General features: G+C 58.7%; 16 protein-coding genes. 5 read left to right on the top strand and 11 right to left on the bottom strand.

The window, feature by feature from the left end:
• Positions 1-54: 54 nt before the first annotated feature.
• A complete protein-coding gene (locus G6L97_RS03890) occupies positions 55-951 on the top strand; it encodes a branched-chain amino acid ABC transporter permease (protein WP_003512428.1) in 897 nt (298 codons plus the stop codon).
• Between the two features lie 60 nt (positions 952-1,011).
• Here G6L97_RS03890 and G6L97_RS03895 read toward each other — a convergent pair whose 3' ends face one another.
• From G6L97_RS03895 to G6L97_RS03915, 5 genes are all read right to left on the bottom strand, one after another.
• Positions 1,012-1,467, bottom strand: coding sequence for a molybdenum cofactor biosynthesis protein MoaE (locus tag G6L97_RS03895; RefSeq protein ID WP_013635855.1), 456 nt, complete (start codon positions 1,465-1,467; stop codon positions 1,012-1,014).
• A 4-nt stretch (positions 1,468-1,471) separates the two neighbouring features.
• On the bottom strand, positions 1,472-1,726 hold the full coding sequence (moaD, locus tag G6L97_RS03900; protein WP_019565410.1) for a molybdopterin converting factor subunit 1: 255 nt from the start codon (positions 1,724-1,726) through the stop codon (positions 1,472-1,474).
• A complete protein-coding gene (pgsA, locus tag G6L97_RS03905) occupies positions 1,726-2,313 on the bottom strand; it encodes a CDP-diacylglycerol--glycerol-3-phosphate 3-phosphatidyltransferase (RefSeq protein ID WP_003512433.1) in 588 nt (195 codons plus the stop codon). Before pgsA ends, moaD begins: the two co-directional genes overlap by 1 nt.
• Before the next feature lie 102 nt (positions 2,314-2,415).
• Positions 2,416-4,467: an excinuclease ABC subunit UvrC gene (gene uvrC, locus G6L97_RS03910; RefSeq protein WP_013635857.1), complete on the bottom strand. Its 2,052-nt coding sequence runs from the start codon at positions 4,465-4,467 to the stop codon at positions 2,416-2,418.
• Positions 4,464-5,252 (bottom strand): SDR family oxidoreductase, encoded by a 789-nt coding sequence (locus G6L97_RS03915; protein ID WP_003512437.1) that lies wholly within the window; start codon positions 5,250-5,252, stop codon positions 4,464-4,466. Before G6L97_RS03915 ends, uvrC begins: the two co-directional genes overlap by 4 nt.
• A gap of 347 nt (positions 5,253-5,599) precedes the next feature.
• Between G6L97_RS03915 and G6L97_RS03920 the strand changes: the two genes are divergently transcribed.
• Positions 5,600-6,256: an outer membrane protein gene (locus G6L97_RS03920; protein ID WP_003512439.1), complete on the top strand. Its 657-nt coding sequence runs from the start codon at positions 5,600-5,602 to the stop codon at positions 6,254-6,256.
• Between the two features lie 115 nt (positions 6,257-6,371).
• Here G6L97_RS03920 and G6L97_RS03925 read toward each other — a convergent pair whose 3' ends face one another.
• Positions 6,372-6,968 carry a glutathione S-transferase gene (locus tag G6L97_RS03925; RefSeq protein WP_111783170.1) on the bottom strand — a complete coding sequence of 199 codons (597 nt, stop codon included), beginning with the start codon at positions 6,966-6,968 and terminating at the stop codon, positions 6,372-6,374.
• A 33-nt stretch (positions 6,969-7,001) separates the two neighbouring features.
• Positions 7,002-7,775 (bottom strand): ribonuclease T2 family protein, encoded by a 774-nt coding sequence (locus G6L97_RS03930; protein WP_112650383.1) that lies wholly within the window; start codon positions 7,773-7,775, stop codon positions 7,002-7,004.
• 199 nt (positions 7,776-7,974) lie between these two features.
• On the opposite strand from G6L97_RS03930, the gene G6L97_RS03935 reads away from it, so the two are divergent.
• Complete coding sequence (locus G6L97_RS03935) at positions 7,975-8,910, top strand: lysylphosphatidylglycerol synthase domain-containing protein (RefSeq protein ID WP_019565412.1); 936 nt, start codon at positions 7,975-7,977, stop codon at positions 8,908-8,910.
• Between the two features lie 9 nt (positions 8,911-8,919).
• On the opposite strand, the gene G6L97_RS03940 is transcribed toward G6L97_RS03935, so the two are convergent.
• Positions 8,920-9,783 carry a 23S rRNA (adenine(2030)-N(6))-methyltransferase RlmJ gene (locus tag G6L97_RS03940; RefSeq protein WP_174002730.1) on the bottom strand — a complete coding sequence of 288 codons (864 nt, stop codon included), beginning with the start codon at positions 9,781-9,783 and terminating at the stop codon, positions 8,920-8,922.
• A gap of 29 nt (positions 9,784-9,812) precedes the next feature.
• Here G6L97_RS03940 and G6L97_RS03945 point away from each other — a divergent pair, with 29 nt between their 5' ends.
• Together G6L97_RS03945 and G6L97_RS03950 are read left to right on the top strand one after the other, a co-directional pair.
• Positions 9,813-12,032, top strand: coding sequence for a molybdopterin-containing oxidoreductase family protein (locus tag G6L97_RS03945; RefSeq protein WP_162686630.1), 2,220 nt, complete (start codon positions 9,813-9,815; stop codon positions 12,030-12,032).
• Between the two features lie 65 nt (positions 12,033-12,097).
• Positions 12,098-12,724 carry an NUDIX domain-containing protein gene (locus G6L97_RS03950; RefSeq protein WP_025593009.1) on the top strand — a complete coding sequence of 209 codons (627 nt, stop codon included), beginning with the start codon at positions 12,098-12,100 and terminating at the stop codon, positions 12,722-12,724.
• A 412-nt stretch (positions 12,725-13,136) separates the two neighbouring features.
• Here the strand turns inward: G6L97_RS03950 and G6L97_RS03955 are convergent, their stop codons facing one another.
• The 3 genes from G6L97_RS03955 to purM all read right to left on the bottom strand — a co-directional run bounded on the left by G6L97_RS03955 (position 13,137) and on the right by purM (position 15,950).
• Positions 13,137-14,072 (bottom strand): omptin family outer membrane protease, encoded by a 936-nt coding sequence (locus G6L97_RS03955; RefSeq protein WP_111783168.1) that lies wholly within the window; start codon positions 14,070-14,072, stop codon positions 13,137-13,139.
• Positions 14,073-14,205: 133 nt separating this feature from the next.
• Positions 14,206-14,880 (bottom strand): phosphoribosylglycinamide formyltransferase, encoded by a 675-nt coding sequence (gene purN, locus G6L97_RS03960; protein ID WP_065658060.1) that lies wholly within the window; start codon positions 14,878-14,880, stop codon positions 14,206-14,208.
• Positions 14,877-15,950: a phosphoribosylformylglycinamidine cyclo-ligase gene (gene purM / locus G6L97_RS03965; protein WP_003512456.1), complete on the bottom strand. Its 1,074-nt coding sequence runs from the start codon at positions 15,948-15,950 to the stop codon at positions 14,877-14,879. The genes purN and purM overlap by 4 nt, the downstream gene beginning before the upstream one ends.
• Positions 15,951-16,219: the final 269 nt, after the last annotated feature.

A 16,219-nucleotide genomic window follows, 5' to 3' on the forward strand; every position in this document is an offset into this window, starting at 1 on the left:
CATTATAACTATCAAAATGGATTTTAACAGTTATAATGCGATGGGGAGGACGGATTGGCTTATTTCCTGCAACAATTGCTGAATGCCGTACCGGTCGCCTCGCTTTATGCGGTTCTGGCGTTCGGCTATGCCATCGCCTTTTCGGTCACGAAAAGGGCCGATGTCACCTATGGCGCGATCTTCGCTTTTGCCGGTCAGACCTGTCTGCTGTTTGCCGATTTTGGCTGGAACCGGCTGTGGCTGATCTTGCCTGCGACACTCGCGCTTGGGGCAGGGGCCGGTCTTTTCGGCGGTCTGTGGGCGGCGGCTTTCATCGGCAGGGCGGTGATGCGGCCCCTGGCTAAAGCCTCCCCCAATGCGGTGACGGTCGCCTCCATTGGCGTGCTGATCGCGCTCACCGAAAGTGCCAGACTTGCCGCCGGCACGCGACAATTATGGCTGCCGCCGCTTTTGTCCGAACCGGTGCGATTCTGGGCCGATGGAAGCTTCGCCGTCACCCTGACGTCGATGCAGATGCTGAACACGGCTGTCTTCTGCCTGCTCGTTCTCACAGGCACTTTCTACCTCCAGCGTTCCGGCTTTGGCAGACGCTGGAAGGCGGTGTCGGACGATGCTTTCGCCGCGTCACTGTGCGGGGTAAATGCAGGCAGGGTGTTCCTGCTGTCCTACTGTGCAGCGGGTCTGCTTGCCGCCATCGCCGGCGTCCTCGCCACGTTTTATTACGGCACCATGGATTTCGGTGCCGGTCTGGTGTTCGGCCTGAAGGTCGTGCTGATTTCGGCAGCGGGCGGTTATGCAAGCCCGCTCGTCTGCGCGCTCGGGGCTGCTGCCGTCGGATTCGCGGAAACGCTATGGGTCGGTTACGGCCCGGTTATCTGGCGTGATGCGGCGGTTCTGGCGCTTCTGGTGGGCTGGCTGATCGTCATGCGTAGCAGGGTGGAAGCGCCCTAGAGCATTTCCAGGAGGGGTGGCGTCCGGTTTTCGTCCGGAAGTGCGGGAAAACACAAAGCGTTACCGCCATTTGTCCTTGGCCGTGTCGTCGGTCGTCTTTGCGGCAACCCAGTCGCCCTTCGTGCCATCCTTGCCATGTTCCTTTTTCCAGAACGGGGCGGACGTCTTGAGGTAGTCCATCACGAAATTTGCGCCGTCGAAGGCGGCCTGCCGGTGCCGGGAAGCGGCAATGACGAGGACGATATTCTCGCCGGTGGCGATCTTGCCATGGCGATGAATGGCGGTGAGGCCGAGGAGGTCGAAGCGTTCGATGGCGAGTTGCGCGATACGGGTCATTTCCGCTTCGGCCATGCCGGGATAATGCTCGAGTTCCAGCGCCGCGAGCGTGCCGCCATCATCGCGACAAAGCCCGGTGAAGGCCACCACCGCGCCAATGCTCTTGTCGCCTTCCGTCAGCCTGCGGGTTTCTTCCGCAGCGTCGAAATCCTGTGCCTGCACGCGGACCGTCGGCTGCATCCGGTTATCCCCCCGTCATTGGCGGGAAGATGCCGATCTCGCGCGCACCGGCAATGCTCTCGTCATGTTCAACATGTTCCTGATTGACCGCAACGCGGATCACATCTGGAAATTCGAAAGCGGCTTCGTAGTTTTCACCAAGGGTTGAGAGATAGGCGATCAGCTCACCGGCCGTGGTAACGGAGGAGGGGATATCCAGCTCCTCCTCCGCCGTGCCGATCTTTTCGCGAACCCAGGCGAAATAAACGATCCGCGCCATCATTCTTCGTCCACGATGTGCTTGAGACCCGCCTTGAAGTAGTCGTAGCCGGTGTACATGGTCAGCGCTGCTGCTAGCCAGAGAAGCGTAATTCCCATCTCGGTCGTGTAGGGCAGAACCTTGTCGCCCGCGGGACCTGCGAGAAGAAAGGCGATGGCCACCATCTGGATGGTGGTCTTCCACTTCGCGATGCGGGTGACGGGAACGCTGACCTTCAGCGCCGCCAGATATTCACGCAAGCCCGAGACCAGAATTTCGCGGCAGAGAATGGTGATGGCGGCCCAGAGCGACCAGCCGGCAATGGTGCCGTCCGCTGCCATCAAGAGCAGCACTGAGGCGACCAGCAGCTTGTCGGCGATCGGGTCCAGCATGCGGCCGATATTGGAGGTCTGGTTCCAGATACGCGCCAAATAACCATCCAGAAAATCGGTCAGCGAGGCGACGATGAACAGCCAAAGTGCCGTCCAGCGCGCAAAATCCGAGCTTTCCAGCTTTCCTTCGATGTAAAAACACAAAACGATGACGGGAACCGCCAGAATGCGGGCATAGGTGAGAAGGTTGGGAATGCTGTATGCGCGCGAAGCCATGGGAAACCTGTCAGTCTGGATAAGCTGCCTTGATGCCGCCCCTGACGCATAGGGTCAACACGTTATTATGTTTTTTTAGCAGTTCGTTGCGACAGTGCGCCTTCAATCGCCACTGCTCTCATGGAAGTGATTGTAGATTTGCCGCGCTACGGCTTCTGAAATGCCGGTGACATTCATCAGATCGTTGAGGCCTGCGCGTGAAACCGCCTTGGCCGTACCGAAATGCTGCAGCAGCGAGCGCTTGCGTCCTGGGCCGATCCCCGAAATTTCATCCAGCGGATTGCGCACCATTTCCTTCTTGCGTCGCGCCCGGTGTGAGCCGATGGCAAAACGGTGGGCCTCGTCGCGCATGCGCTGGATGAAGTAAAGCACGGGATCGCGCGGCGGCAGGGAAAAATCGCTGCGGCCATCCGCAAAGAAGCGCTCGCGGCCCGCCTCGCGGTCCACACCCTTGGCGACACCGATGGCAATCACGCTGTCGCGAATGTCGAGCTCATCGAGGATGGCACGCACCGCCGTCATCTGTCCCTGACCACCATCGATCAGGATAACGTCCGGCCAGGCGGGGAAGGGCATGTCCGCGGCTTCCTCGGGTGTGGGCGTCAGCGTCTGCGCGCGGTCGGGCTTGCCCTCTTCCTTCAACAGGCGCGAGAAGCGGCGGGTCATGACCTCACGCATCATGCCGAAGTCGTCACCGGGAGTGATGTCAGTCGATTTGATGTTGAACTTGCGATACTGGTTTTTCACGAAGCCTTCCGGCCCCGCCACCACCATGCCGCCCACGGCATTGGTGCCCATGATGTGCGAGTTGTCGTAAATCTCGATCCGGCGCGGCACGTAAGGAAGGTTGAAGGTTTCCGCGAACCCCTTCAACAACCGCGCCTGAGACGAGGTTTCCGCCAGCTTGCGGCCATGCGCCTCGCGGGCATTGGCAAGAACATGGTCGGTGATGTCCTTCTTCTCGCCGCGCTGCGGCACGCTGATCGTGACCTTGTGTCCGGCTTTTTCGCCAAGAGCAGCGGCCAGCAATTCCTGTTCCTCTACGGTTTCGGAAAGCAGGATCTGCTTCGGGACCGGTTTGTCGTCGTAAAATTGTGCCAGGAACGCATTGAGGATTTCCGAGCCGGGCAGGGACGGGTCGGCCTTCGGGAAATAAGCGCGGTTGCCCCAGTTCTGGCCGGTGCGGAAAAAGAACACCTGGATGCAGGATATGCCGCCCTCGTGATGGATGGCGAAAACATCCGCCTCCTCGATGCCGGCCGGATTGATGCCCTGATGGCTCTGGACGTGCGAGAGCGCCGCCAGCCGGTCGCGATAGACGGCGGCGCGCTCGAAGTCGAGATCCTCGGCCGCCTCGTTCATCTGCCGGGCAATCGCGGTCTTGACGCTCTGGCTCTTGCCGGACAGGAAATCCTTGGCTTCCTTGACGAGTTCCGCATACCCCTCATCGCTCACCTCATGTGTGCAGGGGCCGGAACAGCGTTTGATCTGGTAAAGAAGACAGGGACGCGTGCGGGTTTCGAAAACGCTGTCGGTGCAGGTGCGGATCAAGAACGCGCGTTGCAGTGAATTGATCGTGCGTCCAACGGCTCCGGCAGAGGCGAAGGGTCCGAAGTAGTCGCCCTTGCGCGCCCGCGCACCCCGGTGCTTGAAAATCGCCGGTGCACGATTGTCGGCTGTGATCAGGATATACGGAAATGACTTGTCGTCGCGCAAAAGCACGTTAAAGCGCGGCCGCAAGCGTTTGATGAGGTTAGCTTCCAGTAGAAGCGCCTCGGTTTCCGTGCGGGTGGTGACGAATTCCATATGGGCGGTCAGCCGCACCATCTGCGCAATGCGGTTGGAATGCACGCGACCCTGGGCATAGTTGCCGACGCGCTTCTTCAGCGAGCGCGCCTTGCCGACGTAAAGAACGTCGTTCGCCTCGTTGAACATGCGGTAGACACCCGGCGAGTTCGGCAGGTGTTTGACGAATTCGCCGATCAGATCCATGCCCTTCAGGCCGGATTCGTTTTTCCAGCCGGCATTCCAGTCCATGCCGGCAACGTCGCGCGGTGCCTCGGCCGCGTCTGTCGCGGCAAGGTTTGCATCGTCGTCTTCGTCATCGGTTTCATCGAAGAGAATACCGCCGTCAGGCAGCTTCTTTCCGTTCATTCAGGTATCTCCGCCACATCAGGGGTTTCCCAGCCAAGATGCTGGCCGCCATCGAGCGCGATCATTTGTCCGGTGATCGACGGCGTATCAAAAAGAAAGCGAATCGTCCGCCCGAACTCGTCGGGTTCCGGACCGCGCTTTAATATAAGGCCGTCGATCTGCGCCTGAAAGTCCTCCGGCGCCTGTCTTTCGCTTTTGAAGGAGGGACCCGGCCCGATGGCGTTGACGCGCACCCGCGGCGCAAAACTCTGCGCCATCGTCCGTGTGGCTGTCCAAAGGGCCGATTTCGAAAGCGTATAGGAGTAAAAACGCGGCGTTAGCGCAAGTACGCGCTGATCGATGATGTTGACGATCAGTCCGGATTTATCCTGAGGCAATTGCTGAACGAATGCGGCCGCGATGAGGGAAGGCGCCCGCACATGCACGGAAAAATGCGCGTCGAAGATTGCCGGATCGGGCGTTTCTGCCGAATCGTCCAGAAAAATGGATGCATTGTTGACGACGACGCCTATCGGGCCGAGCGCCGAAGATGCCTGTTCGACAAGCGCCATTGTTGGCGATGATTGTGTCAGATCCGCCTGAACGGCAACGGCCTTGCCGCCTTTTTGCCTTATTTCGTTAGCGAATTCCTCGGCTTGCCCCATAGAGGCATTGGCGTGGACGGCAATCGCAAAGCCATGCGAGGCCAAATCCGTGGCGATCGCCCGCCCGAGCCGCCGGGCGGCACCCGTTATCAAGACTGTCTTCGGTATATTTTCTTTCACAGCGGACCTGCATTTGCTCATACACGCCCTATTTGCTGGATATAATCGCAAATCGCAAGCTGTCCGTGGGCCGTAAAAGAATTGTGTGGATTTTTATTGGTAATGTAATTTAAATTTAATTTGAATATAACTAAGTTTAAATTCGATATATTGGAAATTAAGTTTCCGGTAGGGTTAATAAAACCCTTGTGGCAATTAGGCAACGTCTAATTCTAGTCACGTGTCTGCCCCAAACAATTCACATTTTGGCTCTTTGATCTCCGCATTCTCCCATCAAATTCAATTTTCAGAGGGGCGATTAACCCGACGAATTTACCGCGTCTAAAAACAATGTTTTGAGTACGGCGCGGTCCTGAAAGGAGAATAACATGCGTATTTTCGTAGCAACCATTATGGCTTCGACCATTGCAGCCGCCGGTTTCTCGGCTGCTCATGCCGCTGACGCCGTAAACGACGTGCCGCAGGCACCGGTAGCCTACGACCAGCCCGCTCCGGTCAAGAACTGGACCGGCGCTTACCTCGGTGGTACCGCCAACTACGATTGGGGCCGTTTCAGCTCCAGCAACGACGGCCGTGACGCCAAGGGCGCCGGCGGCGGCATCTACGGCGGTTACAACATGCAGAACGGCCAGATCGTTTACGGTGCCGAAGCAGACGTTAACCTCGGCCGCGAGCGCGGTTCCGCTGGTACGGTTGGTGGCAACGCCGTCGAAGGCAAGCAGGGCGTCAACGGCTCGCTGCGTGCTCGCGTCGGTTACGACATGAACCCGTTCCTGCTGTACGGTACGGCTGGTCTCGCAGCCTCCGACAACAAGGTACGTGACGCGACCTCCAAGGACAGCGCAACCGCCCTCGGCTACACCGTTGGTGCCGGCGTTGAAGCCATGGTTACGGACAACATCACTGCCCGTCTGGAATATCGCTACAGCGACTACCAGAAGAAGGACTACAGCCTGGACTCCGGCGCGTTCTCGCGCGGCTTCGACGACCACTCCGTCAAGGCCGGTATCGGCGTCAAGTTCTGATCCTTCAAGGATCGGTAAAGAAAAGCCGGGGTTTACGCCCCGGCTTTTTTGTTTTTGCCATCAGTTACAGCATCCATGCCCGGCGATCAGGCCAGGCATGGCGCTCACATTGGCGTCAGGCGGCAGCCCTCATGTCCTTATAGGCTTGGAAACGCTTGCCGAATGTTTCCGGCCATTGCGCCAGCGCCTCGTGCCCTTCGGCCCATTCACCTGCAAAACGCAGATCGAGATAACCGATCAACGCCGCAAGGGCGAAATGTCCGCCATGCAGCTTCTTGCCGGTTTTCGGCAGGTTGGCGTTGAGATGATCCAGACCCTTCACCGCCTTTTTCCACTGCTTGTCGATCCATGGCTGGTGAACTCTGTCCTCCGGGCGGGAACGGCGCTCGTAAACGATGGCCAGCAGGCAATCCATGATGCCGTCGCAGAGCGCTTCCAGAATTTCCGCTTCGGTGCGCTTGCCGTTCTTTTTCGGGTAGAGCTTGCCGCCCGAAAGGCGGTCTAGATAGTGCATGATCGCGACGCTGTCATAGACCGAGCCGCCATCGTCCAGAAGCAGGACCGGAATTTTGCCGAGCGGATTGTTGTCAACCAGCGTCGCGGGCTCGGCATTGGTGTCGACGGCGACGTTGGTAATGTCGATGCCGAGATGGCGGGCGGCCATGCGCACCTTGGCGGAGTAGGGGGAAGTGACGGAATAAAGCAGTTCCATAGTCGGGTCCTGACATATGTTGATGTGTGGGTATTAGCGAATGGGGACGATTTCGGTAGCGCTGACGCGGCAGCCCTTGCGGTCAAGCTCAGGGCAATCGCGGAATGTCATGTCCTTGTTGAGGCAGATACGGACTTCCTCAAGGCGTTTTCCGTCACAGCTGATCGAGACGCCGCGTTTCGACATGCCGGGGTTGGCGTCGGTGAAGGCGGTTTCGATGGCGTCGGCGGAAAGGGTGGCGCCTTTAGCGCCCGAGGCAATCGTCTCCGGCAGCTTGACCGCCTCGAAGGCGGTTCGTGTTGCCGAAAAATAATCCTTCTGCGAAAGGCCGGAGCAGGCGCCGTGCTTGCGCCACTGGTGGCCGATCAGGCCCATGGAGGGCATGATGTCGAACATCATGCGGCCGATTGCGTCGGGCACACGGTCCGGCTCGCTGCTCGTGCAGAATTCGGGGTATCCGGTTTCGTTTTGCGGCCAGAGCCCGTGTACGACAAAACCGTACCGCCTGTCGCTGCCGCATTGCTGGCGATTGCCGGAACCTTCGGAGCTGGCGCAGAACGCCGGCGACCAGGAGAGCGAAAGCACATAAAAATCGAAGCCTGTTCCGGCGGGCACAGGGCTTTTGCCCGTGTCTCGTCGGGCAATTTCCGGCTGGGATATTTCGGGCCTGGAATTGCCGGCGGGCTGCGTTTGGGATTGGGTCTGCCGGTTGGTTGCAGAACCGGTCGGGGCCGGATTTTCCCGCGAAAACCAAAGGGCCGCAAGCGACAGAAGACCGAGGGCGATGAAACCGGCATAACGCTTCATTTCGTGCACGTTCTCCGGAAAATGGACGACCTCGTATCGCCCGCAGACGACAAAGCGGTCTTACATAAATTTGTGAACGAGGCAAACGGGCAAAAAGGTTGAAAGCTTCGCCGCATAACGAATAGAGTCGAACGAATCTTCTGCGGAGTGCGGAAATCGGGTTGGGGTGAAGCTGGGGGAAATAGGCGGGCATGACCGCATGACATTGAAGAAATACATCTGGCCCGTCATTGGTCTGGCAACGATCGGTTTTTCGGCCTGGCTGCTCTATCACGAGCTGCGCGGTCTTTCACTCGATGATCTATGGGAAAGCCTCACGGCCATTCGCGCGCGGGACTGGGTGTGCTCCGGCCTGTCGACGCTTGTCGCCTATGCCGCCCTTGCAGGTTACGACCGCATCGCTCTCCAGCATCTCGGCCGGAAGGTAAACTGGTTCTTCATCACGCTCACCTCCTTCACCACCTACGCGCTTTCCCACAATGTCGGGGCATCCGTGTTTTCCGGTGCCGTCGTCCGATATCGGGCCTATACGTCCAAAGGGTTGAGCGCTGCCGAAGTCGGCATTCTCGTCGGCCTTTGTTCTTTCACCTTCATCATCGGAACGATCATGCTCATCGGTCTGGTGCTGGTCTACGAACCGGACATTACCGAGCGCTTTACCGGCATCCTGCCCGTGGAAGCATCAACGACAACCGGCGTCCTGCTGCTCGCCATCGTCGCACTTTATGTGCTCGGCAGTCTTTTGAAGCTGCGGCCGCTGAAAATCGGTTCGTTTTTTCTGCCATATCCCGTGCCGAAACTGGTGGCGCAACAGCTTGTCATCGGTCCGATCGAACTGATCGGAGCCGCAGGCATCATCTATTTCGCGCTGCCGGAAGCCGGAAATCCCGGTTTCATGATCATTCTCGGGATTTTCCTGATTTCCTTTTCCGCGGCGCTCATCTCGCACGCGCCGGGCGGGCTTGGCGTGCTGGAGCTGGTGTTCGTCACCGGCCTGCCTGATATGAACCCGGCTGACGTGATTGCGGCGCTGCTGGTGTTCCGGCTGTTCTACCTCATCATCCCGTTCATCATGGCGCTGTTCGTGATCCTGTTCTTTGAGCGATCGCAGCTTGCACAGGCGCGGAAGGGGTGAGGTAAGCCCTCAATCCTCTTCCGGCTTTTCCTCGCCGCGTAGCCAGAAGGCGCGGTGCGAGGCGTATCTGTCCTGCGCCATCACCGTCTTCAGGAATGGCAGCAGCGTGTGCAGCTCGTCCTTCAGCGTGTAGGGCGGGTTGACGACGATGAGGCCTGAGCCGCTCAAGCCTTCCAGCCGGTCGCTTTTCACGGAAAGTTCCGCGCACAGCATCTTCGGAATGTCGAAGGATTGCAGCCGCTCGTGGAAATCCTTGATCGGTGCTCCTTTTTTGAGCGGATACCACAGGCAATAGGTGCCGGTGGAGAAACGCCGATATGCCTTGTTCAACCCATCCGCCAGCCGCTGATATTCATTTTCAAGCTCGAAAGGCGGATCGACGAGGATGAGGCCGCGTTTTTCCTTCGGCGGCAGATGCGCGCCAAGCGACAGCCAGCCATCGAGCTCCGTCACCCGAACTTGATAATCCCCCTCGAACAGACGCGCCAGCGCGCGTGCGTCGTCCGGGTGCAGTTCCATGGCCGAAAGCCTGTCCTGCGGGCGGAACAGCATGCGCGCGAGCTTCGGCGAGCCGGGGTAGAACTGCATGCCGCCTTCGGGGTTAAGCTCTCTCACGGTGGAAAGATAGGATTCCAGCAATTCGGCGACAGGGGCCGGCAGATCGGCGTCCATCAGCTTGCCGATGCCGGTCTGCCATTCGCCTGTCTTCTGCGCCTCTTCCGACGACAGGTCGTAGAGGCCGATGCCGGCATGAGTATCCAGCACCCGAAACGCCTTGTCCTTGTTCTGCAGGTAACGGACGAGACGGGCGAGAACGGCGTGTTTGAGGACATCCGCGAAATTGCCGGCGTGGTAGATGTGGCGATAGTTCATGGGATGTGTCTCGCTTCCCGATGGGGATGATGAATATTCTTGATGGACGTCACTTCGGCCTTTTTGCCGCGTCGCTGATGCAATATAGAAAAGACATGAACCTTGCGACCCCGATTTCCGCTAAAAACGCCACCCCGAAAGCCGAAAGTGCCACGCGCATCGGCCACACGGTCTGTCCGCACGACTGTCCGAGCGCCTGCGCGCTGGAAGTGGACATCAATGCCGATGGCAGCATCGGCCGCGTGCGCGGCGCCAATGCCAATACATACACTGCCGGCGTCATCTGCGCCAAGGTGGCGCGTTACTCAGAGCGTATCTATCATCCCGGCCGTCTTTTGACCCCGAAGCGCCGCAAGGGCGCGAAGGGTGCCGGCGACTGGCAGGAGATATCCTGGGAAGCGGCACTGGACGAGGTTGCTGACGCCTTCGTCAAAGCCGAGGCAAAGCACGGCGCCGAAGCCATCTGGCCTTATTTCTATGCCGGAACCATGGGACAGGTTCAGCGCGATTCCATCGAGCGCCTGCGTCACGCCAAGAAATATTCCGGCTTTTTCGGATCGATCTGCACCAACATGGCCTGGACGGGTTATGTGATGGGTACAGGCGCGCTTCGCGGGCCAGATCCGCGCGAAATCGGCAAGGCCGATGTCGTTGTCATCTGGGGCACGAATGCTGTCGCCACGCAGGTCAACGTCATGACCCATGCGGTAAAAGCCCGCAAGGAACGTGGCGCGAAGATCGTCGTCGTCGATATCTATGACAATCCGACCATGAAACAGGCCGATATGCGCATCGTCCTGCGTCCCGGCACCGATGCGGCGCTCGCCTGCGCCATCATGCACATTGCCTTCCGCGATGGTTATGCCGACCGCGATTACATGGCGCGCTTCGCTGACGATCCGGCGGGACTTGAAGAGCATCTGAAATCGAAGACGCCGCAATGGGCGTCCGAAATCACCGGTCTTTCCGTGGAGGAAATCGAGGATTTCGCAAGGCTCGTGGGCACGACGAAAAAGACGTTCTTCCGGCTCGGTTATGGTTTCGCCCGCCAGCGCAACGGCGCGGTCGCCATGCATGCCGCCCTTTCGATCGCCACCGTTCTTGGCTCCTGGCAATATGAAGGCGGCGGCGCCTTCCACAATAACGGCGATATCTTCCGGCTCAACAAGGCGGAACTGATGGGCACAGCCTATGCCGACCCCAACGTGCGCCAGCTCGACCAGTCGCAGATCGGCCGCGTGCTGACGGGGGATGCGGAAGCGCTGCGACATGGTGGCCCGGTGACGGCGCTGCTCATCCAGAACACCAACCCCGTCAATGTCGCACCCGAGCAGCGGCTGGTGAAACAGGGTTTCCTGCGCGACGATCTTTTTGTTGCCGTGCATGAGCAATTCATGACGGAGACGGCCGAGTTGGCCGATATCGTGCTGCCGGCCACCATGTTCCTTGAACATGACGATATCTACCGCGCCGGTGGCCAGAACCACATTCTGCTTGGCCCCAAGCTGGTGGAGCCGCCGGAAACCGTGCGCACCAATCTCTTCGTCATCGAAGAACTGGCGAAACGTCTTGGTATCGACCATATGCCGGGCTTCGGTCTTTCAGCTCGCGACCATGTCGATCATATGCTGAAAGTCAGCGGCTGGGGCGATTTCGATACGTTGGCGGAAGAAAAATGGATCGATGCGCAGCCCTCTTTCGAGGTGGCGCATTATCTCGAGGGTTTTGGTTATGGTGACGGAAAATTCCGTTTCAGCCCCGAATGGGCGACAGGGCCGTCTCCAAACAAACCGCCGAAAAACATCGGCGTGATGGGGCCCGTTGCGCAATTTCCGAAATTCCCGGATCAGGTAGATGTCATCGAAACCGCCGACGGAGAGCATCCTTTCCGACTGGCGACATCGCCAGCGCGCAACTTCCTCAACTCCACCTTCGCGGAAACGAAAACCTCCGTGCAGAAGGAAGGCCGTCCGGAAGTGATGATCTGTTCCGAGGACGCCACCCGCAACGGTATAGCCGATGGCGACATCGTGCGTATCGGCAATGGCCGCGGCGAAGTGCGCCTCCATGCGAAAATCGTGGAGGGTGCGAGGCCCGGCGTTCTGGTTGCCGAAGGGTTGTGGCCCAACAAGGCGCATCTGGACGGCGAGGGTATCAATGTTCTGACGGGCGCCGATGCCGTCGCCCCCTATGGCGGCGCGGCTTTCCACGACAACAAGGTGTGGCTCCACCGCGACGACGAAGCCTGAAAGGCTTGATATTGCACCGCAACAGGGCCAAGCTGAACACTTCCGCGACAGGCAAGGGATATCCGGTGACACAGACGCAAGCGAAAAACGTTCCGGCCGACACTGATTCCGGTAGGGTCCGGCTGGTGGAAAAGGAAACGGTGTGGAAGGGCTTCGTGCATATGCAGAAGCTCATTTTCGATCAGCGCATGCCGGATGGCAAGACAATCCGCATCATCAGGGAAGTCCACGATCACGGCAGCGCCGCCGCCATCCTTCTATACGATGCCAAACGCGACAGCGTGGTGATGGTGCGCCAGTTCCGCCCTGCCGTCTTCGTGAACGGCGATCCAAGCTTCATGATCGAAGTGCCAGCGGGGCTCCTCGATGACGACAATGCGGCCGACGCCATTCGCCGCGAGGCGATGGAAGAATCTGGCTACGCGGTGGAAAAGGTCGAATACCTGTTCGACATGTATGCCAGCCCGGGAACGCTCACCGAAAAAGTCAGCCTCTTCGTCGCCCGCATCGATCTCGACGTGCAGGCTGGCAGCGGCGGTGGTCTGGAAACCGAAGGCGAGGATCTGGAGGTTCTGACCTACGGCCTCGACGAAGCCTTCGCGATGATCGCGTCCGGCGAAATCACCGATTCCAAGACGATTATTTTGTTGCAGTGGGCGATGTTGAACCGCGCGGCTCTACGCAAACCTTAAGCGAGCGCAACGTTTTCCAGCTTTGCCGCAGCCGCAAGCTTCCTGTCATGTGTTGCTAAAGGCACATTGTGCGAAATCGCAAGCGAGAGGTAGGCAGCATCATAGGCGGGAAGCGCATGTTTTGTGCCAGGCGGATGATAGAGACGTGATCGGCGATTGTGCCGTCCTCGTCAGACGGGAACCAAGCCGCGACTACCGAGGCGTCCACGACAAAGGCCATTACTTGCGGCCTTCTTCTTTCCACGCCTTGACCTCATCCGGAGTTGTCTTTTTTCGTTGCGACCGTTCTGTCCGCATCGCAGAGATGAGGTGTCGACGAGATTGAGGATCGCTCGCTTTTACGAGGCATGCCACAGCTTCGTTCTGCGTGCGATAATAACATCTTCTCCCGCCTCAACCGGAAGCCTTCAACTCAGAATCTGCCCTTTACGCCGGCCCCAACGAAAAGCGACTGCATATCGCCGCCCGCCGTATCTTTATAAAACAGGCCGGTAGTTCCGCCAGTCGGTGTGAGGGTTTTGTCACCGCGACCGAAGCTCGTATATTCGTATGCGCCATCCAGGTAGAGGGAGGCATTCTCAGTCAGGGCATAGGCGATGCCCGCTTTCGCTCCGAACATGCCGCCAACATGGAATTTGTCGGTGAAGCGGATTGAACGCATCCAGTGATCGTCCGTGGCTTTCGCATAGATCATTGCGCCGCCTTCGAGGCCGGCATTCAGCGACCAGTTCCCGAATTTGCGCCCACCGGTCACATTGCCGTAAAATACGGGGATTTGCTGCCGGTAGGTGATGGCTTTTTCGCTATTGTTGAACTCACCGACATTATTGCGAAATCCTCTCCAACTGTAGATGTAGTCACCGCCATAGGCGGACCACTGCACGTCGGTATAGCGAAAGCCGATACCGGCACTGAGGTGCTGCAACGGGTCTTCCAGCAGTGTTCTGTTGATTTCGATGCTTCCGGTCAGGTAGTGGTCGAGGCGAGTGTCGCCGTGCTGTGAGCGGTCGCTCCATCCAGTTTTCGATGTATCCCTGTAATAGGGAGGCAGCCAATCGTAGTCGGTCATGTAGCCATCGCCAGCAAAGCCGATTCGACCTTCCGTTTTTATGCGCCACTCGGGTGACAGCTCAAGTCCGAGCGATCCGCGTAACGCCATGGCATTTGTTGTTTTCCAGTCGAGTTGACTGTTTTTGTGGCTTCCGTTGTAAAAGGTCTCGGTGGCCTTGATGTTTAGAACACCGGCATCGAGCGAAGCGGTGATGCCGCTTTGCTCGGCGGCGAGCGGCAGGCTCGTGCCCACCAGTAAAACGGCCGAAAGCGGCAGGGAAAACCTCGAAAATAGCATAATCGCTCCTGAATGACCGGAGGGCTCCAAAATGCGGGGCCGTTGCGGGCATTAGAGGTGATTATGGTAAACGTTCGGTTTATTTTAGAGGAAATACCACTTTAAGTATCTTTGTAATTTGGTGAAATCTTTATCAGTAAACAGAAATCAGGCTGGGATACTCGGATTTACTTGCGTCGCCGCTGGAAATGGCTTTTCCACCTTCCATCCGCACCTTGCCTTCCGCAAGCTGCTTGAGGGCCAGCGGATAGAGCTGATGCTCGACAGTGAGTATCCGCGCCGCCAGCGTCTCGGCCGTGTCGTCGGAAAGAACTGGCACCGCGCCCTGCGCGATCGTCGGGCCTTCGTCCATGCCTTCGGTTACAAAATGTACGGTGCAGCCGGAAATCTTCATGCCGCTGTCGATGGCGCGCTGGTGGGTGTGCAGGCCGGGGAAAAGCGGCAGCAGGGAAGGGTGGATATTGATGATGCGGCCTTCATAGGGGGCGATGAAATCCCCGGAGATCAGCCGCATGTAACCGGCAAGACAGATGATATCAGGCGCAATCTCGCCAAGTGCGGCCAGAATGGCGCCCTCATGCTCGGCTTTGCTGGCATAGGTCTTGCGCTCGAAAACGAGCGTGGGAATACCGAACGCCTGTGCCTTTTCCAGCCCGCCTGCCGAAGCCTTGTCTGAAATTACACAGGCGATCTCGGCCGGAAAATCCGTCTCCTGACAGGCCTTGGCAAGCGACACCATGTTGGAGCCGCTGCCGGAAATGAAAACGACGACACGTGCGCGGCCAGATCGAGAGGCGGCGCTCATCATAGGCTGAGGGCGCCCTTGTAGATCGTGCCGTGCGCACCCTCTTCGCGGGCGACCATGCGGCCGAGCGGGAACACGGTCTCGCCTTCCGCCGTCAGAGCATCGGTGACCTTGGCGGCATTTTCAGCCGAAACGACCACGATCATGCCGACACCACAGTTGAACGTGCGCAGCATTTCTTTGGCTTCAACGCCACCGGTTTTTGCAAGCCACGAGAACACAGCCGGAACCTCGATCGCGTCGAGATCGATCTCGGCGGCGAGATGCTTGGGCAGAACGCGCGGAATATTTTCCGGGAAGCCGCCGCCGGTAATATGCGCCAGCGCCTTCAGCGCGCCGGTCTCGCGGATTGCCTTCAAAAGCGGCTTTACATAGATGCGCGTCGGCGTCAGCAGCGCTTCGCCAAGCTTCTTGCCATCTGCGAAGGGTGCCGGGGCGTCCCAGTCAAGGCCGGAGATCGAAACGATCTTGCGCACCAGCGAAAAACCGTTGGAATGAACGCCGGAGGACGAAAGCCCGAGAATGACGTCGCCTTCGGAAATATCGCCGGCGGGCAGAAGCTGGCCACGTTCGGCAGCACCCACGGCAAAGCCCGCGAGATCATAGTCGCCATCGGAATACATGCCGGGCATTTCAGCAGTTTCACCACCGATCAGCGCACAGCCGGATTCGCGGCAGCCGGCAGCAATGCCGGAAACGATGGCAGCGCCCTGATCCGGGTCGAGCTTGCCGGTCGCGAAATAGTCGAGAAAGAACAGTGGTTCTGCGCCCTGCACGACGAGATCGTTGACGCACATGGCAACGAGATCGATGCCGACGGTGTCATGGAAATTCGCGTCGATGGCGATCTTCAACTTGGTGCCGACGCCGTCATTGGCGGCCACCAGAACCGGATCGTTAAAGCCTGCGGCCTTCAGATCGAAAAGGCCGCCGAAGCCGCCGATTTCGCCATCCGCGCCGGGACGCCGCGTCGAGCGCACCGCCGGTTTGATCTTTTCGACCATCAGGTTGCCGGCGTCGATATCCACACCTGCGTCACTATAGGTAAGACCGTTCTTGCCCGACTGGCTCATCGCTCTCGTCTCCGCTGGTTCCTTTGGCGTCGCCATTCGCACGGGACGGGGCCCGATGCAAGGGTTTGAGTGGCAAAAGCTCCGGTTTTTAACGGCTTTGCGACGGTTTGACGTTTTGTGTGCCTCGGGCCTCTCGACGGCGATATGCGCAGCGCAGACTTGAAAACCCGTCGTTGTTGCACGGACCTGGTAACTGCCGTGTCTATCGCTACCGGGCCACCGGCCTTGACCATGTGCATATGCGCATCCTATCTCCCTCATGGGCAATG

This window comes from Agrobacterium tumefaciens (assembly GCF_013318015.2).
Lineage (GTDB): Bacteria > Pseudomonadota > Alphaproteobacteria > Rhizobiales > Rhizobiaceae > Agrobacterium > Agrobacterium tumefaciens.

Bases quoted from the DNA above. Each gene is read 5' to 3' on its own strand.
- purN (WP_065658060.1), bottom strand. From the start codon at position 14,880: ATGATGAGCGCCGCCTCTCGATCTGGCCGCGCACGTGTCGTCGTTTTC.
- purM (WP_003512456.1), bottom strand. From the start codon at position 15,950: ATGAGCCAGTCGGGCAAGAACGGTCTTACCTATAGTGACGCAGGTGTG.
- uvrC (WP_013635857.1), bottom strand. From the start codon at position 4,467: ATGAACGGAAAGAAGCTGCCTGACGGCGGTATTCTCTTCGATGAAACC.
- pgsA (WP_003512433.1), bottom strand. From the start codon at position 2,313: ATGGCTTCGCGCGCATACAGCATTCCCAACCTTCTCACCTATGCCCGC.
- moaD (WP_019565410.1), bottom strand. From the start codon at position 1,726: ATGGCGCGGATCGTTTATTTCGCCTGGGTTCGCGAAAAGATCGGCACG.
- G6L97_RS03920 (WP_003512439.1), top strand. From the start codon at position 5,600: ATGCGTATTTTCGTAGCAACCATTATGGCTTCGACCATTGCAGCCGCC.
- G6L97_RS03915 (WP_003512437.1), bottom strand. From the start codon at position 5,252: ATGAGCAAATGCAGGTCCGCTGTGAAAGAAAATATACCGAAGACAGTC.
- G6L97_RS03955 (WP_111783168.1), bottom strand. From the start codon at position 14,072: ATGCTATTTTCGAGGTTTTCCCTGCCGCTTTCGGCCGTTTTACTGGTG.
- G6L97_RS03935 (WP_019565412.1), top strand. From the start codon at position 7,975: ATGACATTGAAGAAATACATCTGGCCCGTCATTGGTCTGGCAACGATC.
- G6L97_RS03895 (WP_013635855.1), bottom strand. From the start codon at position 1,467: ATGCAGCCGACGGTCCGCGTGCAGGCACAGGATTTCGACGCTGCGGAA.
- G6L97_RS03925 (WP_111783170.1), bottom strand. From the start codon at position 6,968: ATGGAACTGCTTTATTCCGTCACTTCCCCCTACTCCGCCAAGGTGCGC.
- G6L97_RS03940 (WP_174002730.1), bottom strand. From the start codon at position 9,783: ATGAACTATCGCCACATCTACCACGCCGGCAATTTCGCGGATGTCCTC.
- G6L97_RS03930 (WP_112650383.1), bottom strand. From the start codon at position 7,775: ATGAAGCGTTATGCCGGTTTCATCGCCCTCGGTCTTCTGTCGCTTGCG.
- G6L97_RS03945 (WP_162686630.1), top strand. From the start codon at position 9,813: ATGAATATTCTTGATGGACGTCACTTCGGCCTTTTTGCCGCGTCGCTG.